8 protein-coding genes are annotated in these 13,502 nt (G+C 62.4%); 2 read left to right on the top strand and 6 right to left on the bottom strand.

Features of this window, described 5'->3' with window-relative positions:
* Positions 1-159: 159 nt before the first annotated feature.
* Together ACSKT0_RS18715 and rpoB are read right to left on the bottom strand one after the other, a co-directional pair.
* Positions 160-4,059 carry a DNA-directed RNA polymerase subunit beta' gene (locus ACSKT0_RS18715; RefSeq protein ID WP_437771059.1) on the bottom strand — a complete coding sequence of 1,300 codons (3,900 nt, stop codon included), beginning with the start codon at positions 4,057-4,059 and terminating at the stop codon, positions 160-162.
* A gap of 102 nt (positions 4,060-4,161) precedes the next feature.
* Positions 4,162-7,668: a DNA-directed RNA polymerase subunit beta gene (rpoB, locus tag ACSKT0_RS18720; protein ID WP_078108119.1), complete on the bottom strand. Its 3,507-nt coding sequence runs from the start codon at positions 7,666-7,668 to the stop codon at positions 4,162-4,164.
* Positions 7,669-8,077: 409 nt separating this feature from the next.
* Between rpoB and ACSKT0_RS18725 the strand changes: the two genes are divergently transcribed.
* Both ACSKT0_RS18725 and ACSKT0_RS18730 read left to right on the top strand, forming a co-directional pair.
* Positions 8,078-9,289: an acetyl-CoA C-acetyltransferase gene (locus ACSKT0_RS18725; RefSeq protein ID WP_437771060.1), complete on the top strand. Its 1,212-nt coding sequence runs from the start codon at positions 8,078-8,080 to the stop codon at positions 9,287-9,289.
* A gap of 52 nt (positions 9,290-9,341) precedes the next feature.
* Positions 9,342-9,809 carry an aminoacyl-tRNA deacylase gene (locus ACSKT0_RS18730; protein ID WP_437771061.1) on the top strand — a complete coding sequence of 156 codons (468 nt, stop codon included), beginning with the start codon at positions 9,342-9,344 and terminating at the stop codon, positions 9,807-9,809.
* A gap of 125 nt (positions 9,810-9,934) precedes the next feature.
* Here ACSKT0_RS18730 and rplL read toward each other — a convergent pair whose 3' ends face one another.
* The 4 genes from rplL to ACSKT0_RS18750 all read right to left on the bottom strand — a co-directional run bounded on the left by rplL (position 9,935) and on the right by ACSKT0_RS18750 (position 13,502).
* Positions 9,935-10,312 (bottom strand): 50S ribosomal protein L7/L12, encoded by a 378-nt coding sequence (gene rplL / locus ACSKT0_RS18735; protein WP_234749044.1) that lies wholly within the window; start codon positions 10,310-10,312, stop codon positions 9,935-9,937.
* A 75-nt stretch (positions 10,313-10,387) separates the two neighbouring features.
* Complete coding sequence (gene rplJ, locus ACSKT0_RS18740; protein ID WP_234749043.1) at positions 10,388-10,993, bottom strand: 50S ribosomal protein L10; 606 nt, start codon at positions 10,991-10,993, stop codon at positions 10,388-10,390.
* A 302-nt stretch (positions 10,994-11,295) separates the two neighbouring features.
* Positions 11,296-12,447 (bottom strand): GNAT family N-acetyltransferase, encoded by a 1,152-nt coding sequence (locus ACSKT0_RS18745; protein WP_437771062.1) that lies wholly within the window; start codon positions 12,445-12,447, stop codon positions 11,296-11,298.
* Entirely contained in the window at positions 12,426-13,502 is a 1,077-nt protein-coding gene (locus tag ACSKT0_RS18750) for a GNAT family N-acetyltransferase (protein ID WP_437771063.1), read from the bottom strand. Before ACSKT0_RS18750 ends, ACSKT0_RS18745 begins: the two co-directional genes overlap by 22 nt.

The following is a 13,502-nucleotide window of genomic DNA, read 5'->3' on the forward strand; positions in this document are numbered from 1 at the left end:
ACCACGACGGCGGGTGCCGCCCGCCGTCGTCGGGCACTTAACGGGAAGGACCCCGTACTCACTGAGTACGGGGTCCTTACCTTGACTAGAAGACTAAGGGCAGGGCGGCAGGGTCCCTACGTGGCGCGGAACGCGACACGAAAGGGCCCGCCGCGCCCGTTAGCGGAAGTCGTTGCCGAGATCGTAGTCATCCAGCGGGATGGCGTGGAACTCGGGAGCTCCGTCGCCGCCCAGGGCGTCATACGAGAAGTCGGTGAAGGCGCTGGGGCCTGTGAACAGGCTTGCCTTTGCTTCTTCAGTCGGCTCCACGGTGACCTCGGTATAACGGGGCAGGCCCGTACCGGCCGGGATGAGCTTACCGATGATGACGTTCTCCTTGAGGCCAAGCAGCGGGTCGCTCTTGCCTTCCATGGCCGCCTGCGTCAGAACGCGGGTGGTCTCCTGGAAGGAAGCGGCCGACAGCCAGGACTCGGTTGCCAGAGATGCCTTGGTGATACCCATCAGTTCCGGACGACCGGAAGCCGGGGTACGGCCTTCGGACACCACGCGACGGTTCTCGTCTTCGAAGCGGCTGCGCTCAGCGAGCTCGCCCGGAAGCAGATCGGAGTCGCCGGATTCGATGACGGTCACGCGACGCAGCATCTGACGGACGATGACTTCCACGTGCTTGTCGTGGATGCCGATGCCCTGGCTGCGGTAAACGCCCTGGACCTCGTCCACCAGGAACTTCTGGGCGGCACGCGGACCCATGATGCGCAGAACCTGCTTCGGGTCCACAGGACCGTTGATCAGCTTCTGGCCGACGCTGACGTGCTCGCCATCCTCGATGAGGAGGCGGGAACGGCGCAGCACCGGGTAGGCGATCTCCTCGGAACCATCGTCCGGGGTGATGATGAGGCGCATCTGGCGCTCGGACTCTTCGATGGCGATGCGGCCGGCTGCTTCAGCAATCGGTGCAACACCCTTCGGAGTACGGGCTTCGAAGAGCTCCTGGATACGGGGCAGACCCTGGGTGATGTCGTCGCCACCGCTGGCGGAAACAGCACCACCGGTGTGGAACGTACGCATGGTCAGCTGGGTACCGGGTTCACCGATGGACTGTGCGGCGATGATGCCGACGGCCTCTCCGATGTCCACGGTCTTGCCTGTAGCCAGCGAACGGCCGTAGCAGAGTGCACAGGTGCCGACCTTGGACTCACACGTGAGCACGGAACGGACCTTGACCTCGGTGATGCCGGCTGCGAGCAGCTCGGCAATGACGACGTCGCCGCAGTCGGTGCCGGCAGCTGCCAGCACCGCACCCTTGGAGTCGACGACGTCGACGGCGAGGGTACGTGCGTAGGCGCTGTTCTCGACGTTCTCGTCAAGGACCAGCTCACCGTTGGAGTCCGGCACGGCGATTGCGGTCATGAGACCACGCTCGGTGCCACAGTCCTCTTCACGGACGATGACGTCCTGCGAAACGTCCACCAGACGACGGGTCAGGTAACCCGAGTTGGCGGTACGCAGCGCGGTGTCGGCCAGACCCTTACGGGCACCGTGCGTGGCGATGAAGTATTCCAGCACCGACAGGCCCTCACGGTACGAGGACTTGATCGGACGCGGGATGATCTCACCCTTCGGGTTGGCCACAAGACCACGGATACCCGCGATCTGGCGGACCTGCATCCAGTTACCACGTGCACCGGAGGACACCATGCGGTTGATGGTGTTCATCGGGGACAGGCTGTCACGCATCGCCTGGGCGATTTCGTTGGTGGCCTTGTTCCAGATTTCGATCAGTTCCTGGCGACGCTCGTCGTCGTCGATCAGGCCCTTGTCGTACTGGCCCTGGATCTTGGCAGCCATGGTCTCGTAACGGGCCAGGATGGCCGGCTTGGAGGTAGGCACCTCGATGTCGGAGATTGCCACGGTGACGCCCGAGCGGGTTGCCCAGTAGAAACCGGAGTCCTTCAGGTTGTCCAGCGTTGCAGCCGTGACAACCTTCGGGTAGCGCTCTGCGAGGTCGTTGACGATCCGGGAAAGCTCGCCCTTGTCGGCAACAGCCTCAACCCACGGGTAGTCCTCCGGCAGGGTCTCGTTGAAGAGAACCTGGCCGAGGGAGGTCTGGACCAGTGCGACCTGACCCGGCTCCCAACCTTCCGGAGCTTCCCAGCCGGCGTAAGGGACAAAGCCCTCAAGGCGGATCTTGACCTGGGAGTTCAGGTGCAGCTCGCGGGCATCGTAGGCCATGATGGCTTCCGCAACCGAGGAGAAGATCCGGCCTTCGCCGGCGGAACCAACGCGCTTGGTGGTCAGGTGGTACAGACCGATGATCATGTCCTGCGAAGGCAGGGTCACCGGACGGCCATCAGACGGCTTCAAGATGTTGTTGGAGGACAGCATCAGGATGCGGGCTTCAGCCTGCGCTTCGGGGCTCAGCGGCAGGTGGACTGCCATCTGGTCGCCGTCGAAGTCGGCGTTGAAGGCGCCACAAACCAGCGGGTGAAGCTGGATGGCCTTGCCTTCAACAAGCTGCGGCTCGAATGCCTGGATGCCGAGGCGGTGCAGGGTAGGTGCACGGTTGAGCAGCACCGGGTGTTCGGTGATGATCTCTTCCAGCACGTCCCAGACCTGCGGGCGGTAACGCTCGACCATGCGCTTTGCCGACTTGATGTTCTGCGCGTGGTTGAGGTCAACCAGCCGCTTCATCACGAACGGCTTGAAGAGCTCCAGGGCCATCTGCTTGGGCAGACCACACTGGTGCAGCTTCAGCTGCGGGCCGACGACAATGACCGAACGGCCGGAGTAGTCGACGCGCTTGCCGAGCAGGTTCTGGCGGAAACGACCCTGCTTGCCCTTGAGCATGTCGCTCAGGGACTTCAGCGGACGGTTGCCCGGACCCGTGACGGGACGGCCGCGACGTCCGTTGTCGAAGAGGCTGTCAACAGCTTCCTGAAGCATGCGCTTCTCGTTGTTGACGATGATCTCCGGAGCGCCGAGGTCAAGCAGTCGCTTGAGTCGGTTGTTGCGGTTGATCACACGGCGGTAGAGGTCGTTGAGGTCGGAGGTCGCGAAGCGGCCACCGTCCAGCTGGACCATCGGGCGCAGTTCCGGCGGGATCACCGGGACAGCGTCAAGAACCATGCCAAGCGGGCTGTTGTTGGTGGTCAGGAATGCGTTGACAACCTTCAGTCGCTTGAGGGCTCGGGTCTTGCGCTGGCCCTTGCCGTTCTGGATGGTGTCGCGGAGGGACTCCGACTCTGCCTGCATGTCGAAGTTCTCAAGACGCTTCTTGATGGCTTCGGCACCCATGGAGCCTTCGAAGTACATGCCGTAGCGGTCGCGCAGTTCGCGGTACAGGCCTTCGTCACCTTCAAGGTCGGCGACCTTGAGGTTCTTGAAGCGGTCCCAGACCTGCTCGAGGCGCTCGATCTCAGCATCCGCGCGCTTGCGGACGTTGGCCATCTGACGGTCCGCGGAGTCGCGGGCCTTCTTCTTGTCCGCAGCCTTGGCGCCTTCACCTTCGAGGCGGGCAAGCTCGTCCTCAAGGTCGCGGGCGATCGTGGCGATGTCACTGTCGCGGTTGTCGACGAGCTGCTTCTTCTCGAGGTCGTGCTCCACCTGAAGGTTCGGCAGTTCCGCGTGACGGCTCTCGGTGTCGACGCTCGTGATCATGTAGGCAGCGAAGTAGATGACCTTTTCAAGGTCCTTCGGCGCCAGGTCAAGGAGGTAGCCCAAGCGGGAGGGAACACCCTTGAAGTACCAGATGTGCGTGACGGGAGCGGCCAGCTCGATGTGGCCCATGCGCTCGCGGCGCACCTTGGCGCGAGTGACTTCAACGCCACAACGCTCGCAGATGATGCCCTTGAAGCGCACGCGCTTGTACTTGCCGCAGTAGCATTCCCAGTCCCGGGACGGGCCGAAGATCTTCTCGCAGAAGAGGCCGTCCTTCTCGGGCTTGAGCGTGCGGTAGTTGATGGTTTCCGGCTTCTTGACCTCACCGTAAGACCAGCCGCGGATGTCTTCCGCGGTGGCGAGGCCGATCTGCATGAGGCCGAAGGAGGATTCGCTGGACATATGGTCCCTGTTCTCTCTTGTTCTCTAAATTCTGAAGTCTTGGGTTTACGGAAAGAGGCAGCTGCCTTGGCTGGCGGTCTGCACCGCCAGCCAGAGCGGCTGTTAGACCTCTTCTACGGAGCTGGGCTCTGCGCGAGACAGATCAATGCCCAGTTCTTCCGCAGCCGTAAAGACTGCGTCATCAGAGTCACGCATTTCGATCGTCGTACCGTCCGTGGAAAGAACTTCCACGTTCAGGCACAGCGACTGCATTTCCTTGATCAAGACCTTGAAGGATTCCGGAACGCCAGGCTCGGGGATGTTCTCGCCCTTGACGATGGCTTCGTAGACCTTCACGCGGCCGTGGATATCGTCCGACTTGATCGTCAGCAGTTCCTGGAGGGTGTAGGCAGCGCCGTATGCTTCGAGCGCCCACACTTCCATTTCACCGAAGCGCTGGCCACCGAACTGTGCCTTACCACCCAGCGGCTGCTGCGTGATCATGGAGTACGGGCCAGTGGAGCGCGCGTGGATCTTGTCGTCCACCAGGTGGTGGAGCTTCAGGATGTACATGTAGCCCACGGAGATCGGGTCCGGGAACGGCTCGCCGGAGCGGCCGTCGAACAGACGGGTCTTGCCGGAGGAGTCGATCAGGCGGTCGCCGTCGCGGGTCACGTTGGTGGAATCCAGCAGACCTGTGATTTCCTCTTCGCGTGCACCGTCGAACACCGGGGTGGCGACAGTGGTCTGGCCGGATTCACGAGGCAGGTTCGGGAGGTTCTTGACCCACTCCGGCTCGCCTTCGATCTTCCAACCGGTCTTCGCAACCCAACCGAGGTGCGTTTCGAGCACCTGGCCGACGTTCATGCGGCCCGGAACACCCAGCGGGTTCAGGACGATGTCCACCGGCGTACCGTCGGCAAGGAACGGCATGTCTTCGATCGGGAGGATCTTGGAGATGACGCCCTTGTTACCGTGGCGGCCGGCGAGCTTGTCGCCGTCGGTGATCTTGCGCTTGGCAGCAACGTAGACGCGGACCAGCTGGTTGACGCCCGGGGGCAGCTCGTCGTCGTTGTCGCGGTCGAAGACGCGCACGCCGATGACCGTGCCGGACTCACCGTGGGGAACCTTCAGGGAGGTGTCACGCACTTCGCGGGACTTCTCGCCGAAGATCGCACGGAGGAGGCGCTCTTCCGGAGTCAGTTCGGTTTCACCCTTCGGGGTGACCTTTCCGACCAGGATGTCGCCGGCTTCAACCTCGGCACCGATGTGGATGATGCCGCGCTCGTCCAGTCCTGCGAGGACTTCCTCGGACACGTTGGGGATGTCACGGGTGATTTCCTCGGCACCAAGCTTGGTGTCGCGGGCATCGATCTCGTGCTCCTCGATGTGGATGGAGGAAAGAACATCCTCAGCGACGATGCGCTGCGACAGGATGATGGCGTCCTCGAAGTTGTGGCCTTCCCAGGACATGAATGCCACGAGGAGGTTCTTACCGAGGGCGAGTTCACCTTGGTCCGTTGCCGGGCCGTCAGCGATGATGCCGCCGACTTCGAGGCGCTGGCCTTCGTTGACCAGGACACGGTGGTTGTAGCAGTTGCCTTGGTTGGAACGGGCGAACTTGTTGATGCGGTAGCTGGTTTCCGTGCCGTCGTCGTTAAGCATGGTGACGAGGTCAGCGGAAACTTCGTTGACGACACCGGCCTTCTTCGCGATGACAACGTCACCGGCGTCGACGGCGGCAGCGCGCTCCATGCCGGTACCCACGAACGGGGCCTCGGAACGGACCAGCGGCACAGCCTGGCGCTGCATGTTGGCACCCATGAGTGCGCGGTTTGCATCGTCATGCTCAAGGAACGGAATCAGGGCGGTAGCCACGGACACCATCTGGCGCGGGGAAACGTCCATGAACTGAACTTCGCCGGCCGGAACCAGGACGGGCTCGCCTCCACCACCACGGGCACGGACAAGCACGGTTTCTTCCGCGAACTTCTTGTCGGCGTCGAGCGGTGCGTTGGCCTGTGCAATCAGGACTTCTGCTTCGTCGTCGGCGGTGAGGTACTGGACCTCATCGGAAACGACACCCTCGGACACCAGTCGGTACGGAGTCTCGATGAAACCGAACGGGTTGATACGGCCGTAGGAAGCCAACGAACCGATCAGACCGATGTTCGGGCCTTCAGGAGTTTCGATGGGGCACATACGTCCGTAGTGGGACGGGTGCACGTCTCGAACTTCCATGCCTGCGCGGTCACGGGACAGACCACCCGGGCCAAGGGCCGACAGGCGGCGCTTGTGGGTCAGACCCGACAACGGGTTGTTCTGGTCCATGAACTGCGACAGCTGGGACGTTCCGAAGAACTCCTTGATAGCTGCCACAACAGGGCGGATGTTGATCAGGGTCTGCGGCGTGATCGCTTCGACGTCCTGCGTGGTCATACGTTCGCGGACGACGCGCTCCATGCGGGACAGGCCGGTGCGGACCTGGTTTTCGATCAGTTCGCCGACGGCGCGGATGCGACGGTTGCCGAAGTGGTCGATGTCATCGATCTCGACGCGGAGCTCGTGGTCTTCGCCATCGCGCTTGCCCATGAGGGTCTTCTCGCCGGCGTGAAGCGCGACGAGGAACTTGATCATGGCCACGATGTCTTCAACGTGCAGGACCGAAGCTTCCTTGTCGCCAAGGGAGCGGTCGATGCCGAGCTTGCGGTTGATCTTGTAACGGCCGACCTTGGCCAGATCGTAGCGCTTGGCGTTGAAGTACAGGTTGTCCAGCAGGGACTGGGCAGCCTCGACGGTGGGCGGCTCGCCCGGACGCAGCTTGCGGTAGATGTCCAGCAGGGCGTCTTCGCGGGTTTCGGTGGCGTCCTTCTCCAGCGTTGCGCGCATCGAGTCGTACTGGCCGAACTCTTCGAGGATCTGGCCTTCGGTCCAACCGAGGGCCTTCAGCAGAACGGTGACCGACTGCTTGCGCTTGCGGTCGAGGCGTACGCCGACCTGGTCGCGCTTGTCGATTTCGAGCTCGAACCATGCACCGCGGGACGGGATGATCTTTGCAGTGAAGATGTCCTTGTCACTGGTCTTGTCAGCGGTGCGCTCAAAGTAGGCGCCCGGCGAACGGACCAGCTGGGAGACGACGACACGCTCGGTGCCGTTGACAACGAACGTTCCCTTCTCGGTCATGAGAGGGAAATCGCCCATGAACACGGTCTGCTGCTTGATTTCACCCGTGTTGTTGTTCATGAACTCGGCCTTGACATACAGCGGTGCCGAGTAAGTGGCGTCACGGTCTTTGCATTCGGCCATGGTGTACTTCGGATCAGCGAACTCCGGCTCGGAGAAGCTCAGGGACATAGTGCCCTGGAAGTCCTCGATGGGGGAGATCTCTTCGAAGATGTCAGCAAGTCCCGAGGTGGTGGCGACGCTCAGGTCGCCTTCCTCGACGGCCTTCGCTACCCGCGACTGCCAGCGTTCGTTTCCGACCAGCCAGTCAAAGCTGTCCGTCTGCAGTGCGAGCAGATTCGGAACGTCCAGCGGTTCGTGAATCTTTGCGAATGAGAGCCGGCGAGTTGCACCATCGGTGCTTGCCGTATTAGCGGTTTCGTTATTAGAGGTGCTCGAGGCGACCAAGAGGGATCCTTCCACAGACCTTCAGGCGTTTTCAGATCTCCCCCGCTTGCACCCTGCAGATTGAATCCGCAGTGTACCTTTCCGGTTCCGCTATATGACCCGGGACCCCCGCTGGCCAAGACCATGCGCGTTCTTAACGGCACGTCGATGGCGCAGCTGAGAGGTAAAGCCCACCGCTATATGAAGGCTGAAGGTTAACAGGGAAGACGCAAATATCCACAATACGGCAAATCAACCCACCTGTCTACCCCACATCCCGCCCGAATGCAAGCACAGTTGCTGCAGGCACCTATGCGGCCCTGCCCGATACTGCCGTCGACGGAATGTAGATCCAGGCTCCATTGTTGAATGGAGTGGTGATGTACGCCACGGTAACCTAGGCTCACCACCCTTGATCGGAAGAGAGAAAATGAGCACCCCCTCAGACATGACGGACAACAACAACGACGTTGTCATCCTTTCCGCCAGCCGCACCCCACAGGGACGGTTGAACGGGCAACTGGCCGGGCTCACCGCCGTCGAGCTCGGCGCTCACGCCATTTCGGGCGCCATCGCCGCGAGCGGACTCACCGCGGACAAAGTGGACGCGGTGATCATGGGACAGGTCCTGCAGGCGGGCGCCGGCCAGAATCCGGCCCGGCAAAGCGCCATCGCCGCCGGAATCGGCTGGAACATCCCGGCCGTCACCATCAACAAGGTCTGCCTCTCCGGGCTGACTGCCGTGATCGATGCCGCGCGAATGATCCGCAGCGGGGACGCCGCCGTCGTGGTTGCCGGCGGCCAGGAATCGATGAGCCGCGCTCCCCACCTGTTGCCCGGTTCGAGGCAAGGGTGGAGCTACGGAGCGATCCAGGCCCTCGACGTCGCGGCCCACGACGGCCTCACCGACGCGTTTGATGGCCAGTCAATGGGCCTGTCCACCGAGATCAAGAACCTTTCGCTTGGGATCGACCGACGGTCCCAGGATGAAGTGGCCGCCGCTTCGCACCAGCGGGCCGCCGCGGCCGCCGCGCAAGGCGTGTTCGACGGCGAGATCACACCCATCAGCGTCAAGCAGCGCAAGGGAGAACCCTTGGTGCTGACGAGCGACGAAGGCGTCCGCCCCCAGACGACCCTGGAGACCCTGGCCCCCTTGAAGGGCGCCTTTGCCACCGACGGAACCATCACCGCGGGCAACTCCTCTCCCCTGTCCGACGGCGCCTCCGCACTCGTCCTCACGAGCCGGCGCTTTGCCGAGGAGAACGGCCTTGACTACCTCGCCGTCGTCGGCAAACCCGGCCAAGTAGCCGGACCCGACAACAGCCTGCATTCGCAGCCTTCCAACGCGATACGGCACGCGCTGGGCCGCGCGGGGTGGACAACGGCCGATCTGGACTTCATCGAGATCAATGAAGCCTTCGGCTCGGTTGCGGTGCAGTCCTTGAAGGACCTGGACTATCCCTTGGAGAAGTGCAATGTCCATGGCGGAGCAATTGCGATTGGACACCCGATCGGCGCCTCAGGAGCGCGGCTTGCCCTCCATGCGGCCCACGAGCTGAAGCGCCGCGGGAAGGGCAAAGCGGCCGTCGCCCTTTGTGGTGGCGGCGGCCAAGGCGAAGCACTGCTTCTCTACCGCGACTAGATATTCGGGGTATTCGGCAGCGGGAGCGGCCATGACTGGAAAAGGGGCATGAATGCGGGGCACTGAGCGATTCCTGGCCGACGCGGCCGCCCGCGGACTCGACGTCCAACTCGTGGAGCGGACAGCGGCAAGCAGCCTTGACGAAGCGGCCCGCATCATGGGGATCAGACCGGCGGACATCGTGAAGTCCCTTGTGGTCAAGCGCCGGGATGGCACGTTCCTGTTTGCGCTGGTTCCGGGTGACCGGCAGATCTCCTGGCCCAAGCTGCGCGCCCTCCTGGGCGTCAACAAGCTGTCCATGCCGTCCGCAGACATCGCCTTCGAGGCAACCGGCTATGAGCGCGGTACCATCACGCCGCTCGGAAGTTCCAAGCCCTGGCCGGTATATGCCGATGCCAGCATCGCCGGACGGAGGATCTCCATGGGGGCGGGCGAACACGGATTCAGCGCTTTCGTGAAGGCCGATGAGCTGGCAGCCGCGCTGCAGGCCGTCGTGGCCGACATCAGCGACCCCATCTGAGCAACGCGGGGTCACTTACGGCCCATCCAGCAGCACCCAATGGGCCGTAAGTGACCCCGCGTTGCCCTTAAACGCAGGAAAGCCCCGCCCGGACGAATCCGGACGGGGCTTTCTGAAAAGGCGAGTTACTTGACAGTAACCGTGGCGCCTGCAGCTTCGAGCTGGTCCTTGGCCTTCTCAGCGGCTTCCTTGGTGGCGCCTTCGAGAACAGCCTTCGGTGCACCGTCAACCAGGTCCTTGGCTTCCTTGAGGCCGAGGGAGGTGATGGCGCGAACTTCCTTGATCACTGCGATCTTCTTTTCACCGGCAGCTTCGAGGATGACATCAAATTCGGTCTTCTCTTCAACTTCTTCGCCAGCGCCGGCGCCAGCCGGGCCTGCAACTGCAACAGCAGCAGCAGTGACTTCGAAGGTCTCTTCGAAGAGCTTGACGAACTCGGAGAGCTCGATGATGGTCAGTTCCTTGAAAGCTTCAATGAGCTCTTCGTTGCTGAGCTTCGCCATGTTTGGCGTCCTTCCTTTAGGTGGTGCTGCCACGGACGTGGTCCGTTACTGCACCGCAGTTTGAATGGGGAGAACTTAGTTCTCTTCGGTTGCTGCTTCAGCGGCTTCAGCCGGAGCGGCAGCCTCTTCTGCAGCAGCCTCGGCGGGAGCCTCTTCGGCAGCCGGTGCTTCTTCAGCGGCCGGTGCTACAGCGCCGCCCTCTTCTTCAAGCTTGAGGCGCAGAGCGTCAATGATGCGTGCAGCCGCGGCAGCAGGTGCCTTGAGGATGCCTGCAACCTTGGCGAGCTGCAGCTCACGGGACTCGAGGGCTGCCAGTGCGGCAACCTCTGCTGCGTTCAGTGCCTTGCCTTCGAAGTAGCCGGTCTTGATGACCAGCTGCTTGTTGACCTTGGCAAAGTCCGTCAGGCTCTTGGCGGCAGCAACCGCGTCACCCTTGATGAATGCAATTGCAGTGGGGCCGGCGAGCTGACCGTCGAATGCTTCGACACCAGCTTCCTTGGCTGCAATGGCGGTCAGGGTGTTCTTAACGACCGAGAACTTGGTGTCCAGGCCGAGAGAAACACGCAGCTGCTTGAGCTGTGCAACAGAGAGCCCGCGGTATTCGGTCAGGACAGCGGCGTTCGATTCCTTGAAATCGTTGGTGATCTCAGCTACTGCAGAGATCTTGCTAGGCGTTGCCATAACCCTCCTTCCGGGGAATAAAGCCGGTTTTCCGGGTCCCCGCTCAAAAGAGCTGCAACTAAAAAACGCCCCGCGCAGATGCACGGGGCTTGGCTCAACACGATCGAATGATCGCGGAGATTTGCTTCGTTCACCTGCGCCGGCCGCCCTTTGTCAGGGTCCTTCGTCAAGGAATCCACTTGGTTCTTCCGCGCGTTGCTGCAGAGTTGAGCTGCGCCCGGAGGAGTGGATTCCCATCAACCGACGGTCTTTGGTAGTTCAAGCTTACGGGACTGGCAAGTGCATCGCCAAATCGCGCGGCCTCACTCGGAGGAGGTGACTCTCGGGCCCATGCTCGGCAGTTCTTTCTGCCAAAGCCCCGTGACCCCGGCCGTCGTGAATCCCAATTGCTTGTTCACCGTCAGCAGGTACCGGTTTTCGGGGGCATTCCAGGTGTAGATCACCCGGGCATCGGGGAACTGTTCGCTAAGGCGCTGCATGTTGGCGACCTTGATGAGGAGCCCGAGCTTGTTTCCCCGGTGTTCCTGCAGGACGATCGTGTCGTCCTGGAAGACGACGTCCTGGCGTTGCGCCAGGACGCCGATCGTGGTGAGCCCAACGATCCGCCCGCTGGCGACGTGCTCGACGGCGGTGACCACCGTTCGGCGCCCCTGCGCGACGGCGGCGTCTTCCGCCTGGCGCAACACACCGGCGTCGAACACTAACTGCTGCTGCTCGGCCTCCGCGGTCTCACTGCTCTCGGACACCACTTCTCCGGCCGCGTTCTCCAGCGCGGCCACTGCTTCGAGCCACTGTTGCGGGCAGCGATCGGTCCAGTGGTGGACCCGATAGCGGCCGGCGTTCGCGGCTTCGGCCTCGGCCTCAAGCTCAGCGACGAGTTTTGAATCCAGCGGGAGCGCACAGGAACTGAACTGTTCGATGTGCTGGAGGGTGTAACCGGTACGACGGGCAAAGTCGACCTCGCGGCTGGCCAAGGGAACGAAGCCCAGGCCGCTGCCAGGTACGAGCTGGCCCTCGGCACCACCGCGCAAGGACTCGGCAGGATGGTTGGTGTCCACCATGATCATCGTCCGGCCCTCGCTTTTCGCGAAATGTTCGGCAGCTTCCAGAAGCTGCCGGCCGACGCCCCTGCGCTGGAATTCAGGAAGGATGTCGAGGGTGAACTCGGCCAGGTCCATGTTGTCGGCAAGGGGCAGCGCGATGTCCACGGTACCGACAATACGGCCGTCGACGCGGGCTACGAGAATGACCTGGCGTTCGTAAGGGTCGCCGAGTTCGAGCAGTTTCTCCAACGGAGTGTAGGCGAGATCGTCCGTGCCCCAGATCTGCATGCGGACCCTGCGGCTGACTTCGACGGCCGCCAGAAAATCCTTTGCGTCGTCGGCGTCAAGGGAATCCGGGATCCAGAGTTGGCCGATCTCCACGGTGCTCGTCATTTGATCCTCTTTTGCCATTCGCCGTCGTATCCCGCCGGTTTGAAGCCGAGCTGTACGTTGATGGACAGCATATGTTCGTTTTCCTCGGCGTTAAAAGTCATGACGCGCTGGACGGCTGGATATTCCGCTTGAAGTCTGCGCAGATTGGCCAGTTTCACGAGCATTCCCAGTCCATGGCCCCGGTGCGGCTTTGCCACCAAAGTATCGTCCTGCTCGGCCACCCAGGGCTTCGCTGGATCAAGGTAGATCACGGTGTACGCGACGAGCTCCCCTGTCCGCTGATGTTGCGCAGCTGCCACAAGGGCAGTCTGGCCCTCGGCAAGCGTTGTGTCCTCGAGTTGCCTGACGCGCGCAGCGTCCCAGGCCTCTGCCTCGATCTCAAGACCGCCCGCCGGGGTATCCGTGCTCATCCGGCCCATCAGCACGGCCATGTGGTCCACGTGTTCTGCGGGGCACCGGTTCGTCCAGGCAAGGACCTCGTAGGCGGCGTCGGCCTTGGAATGGGCCGCAAGCTCCAGCCTTGACCATTCCCCGCTGTGGTCCATGTCCAGGCTGCTGAATCTGCTGGCCTGTTCCAAGGTGAATCCATTCTTGAGGCAGAAGGCCACGCCCGGACTGTCTTCGGGCACTCCCCCGGGTACTCCTTCGGCCCCTGCGGAACCGATCGGGTGTTCGGTGTGCGCCTGCAGGACGTGCCTCCCCTGTGCCCTGGCAACCTCTTCTACGGTGCGGAGCAGTGCGGTTCCGATTCCATACCGGCGGTGCCCCTCCAGAACATCTACATGGAGCCAAGCGGTGTGGACGTTGTCCTTGAGCGGAACCTGGCAGGAAGCGTAGCCGACGATGCTTCCGTGAACCCGGGCGAAGAAGTTCCTTGAGGCCTCGTATGGGGAATCCCGCCATCCGGCGAGCCGGGCCTGCGCCGATGATGCCCGGTCCAGGTTTCCCCAGGTTTCCAGCACCATGGCATCCATTACGGAAGAAAGCTCCCGGAATTCCTTGGCGTCCGGCCCGTCCAGGGACTCCGGCAGGTGGAGCTCATGGATGCTGAAATCCGGAAGCCGGTCTGTCAT

Origin of the sequence: Arthrobacter sp. KNU40 (genome assembly GCF_051515115.1) — a bacterium.
Taxonomy (GTDB): Bacteria; Actinomycetota; Actinomycetes; order Actinomycetales; family Micrococcaceae; genus Arthrobacter.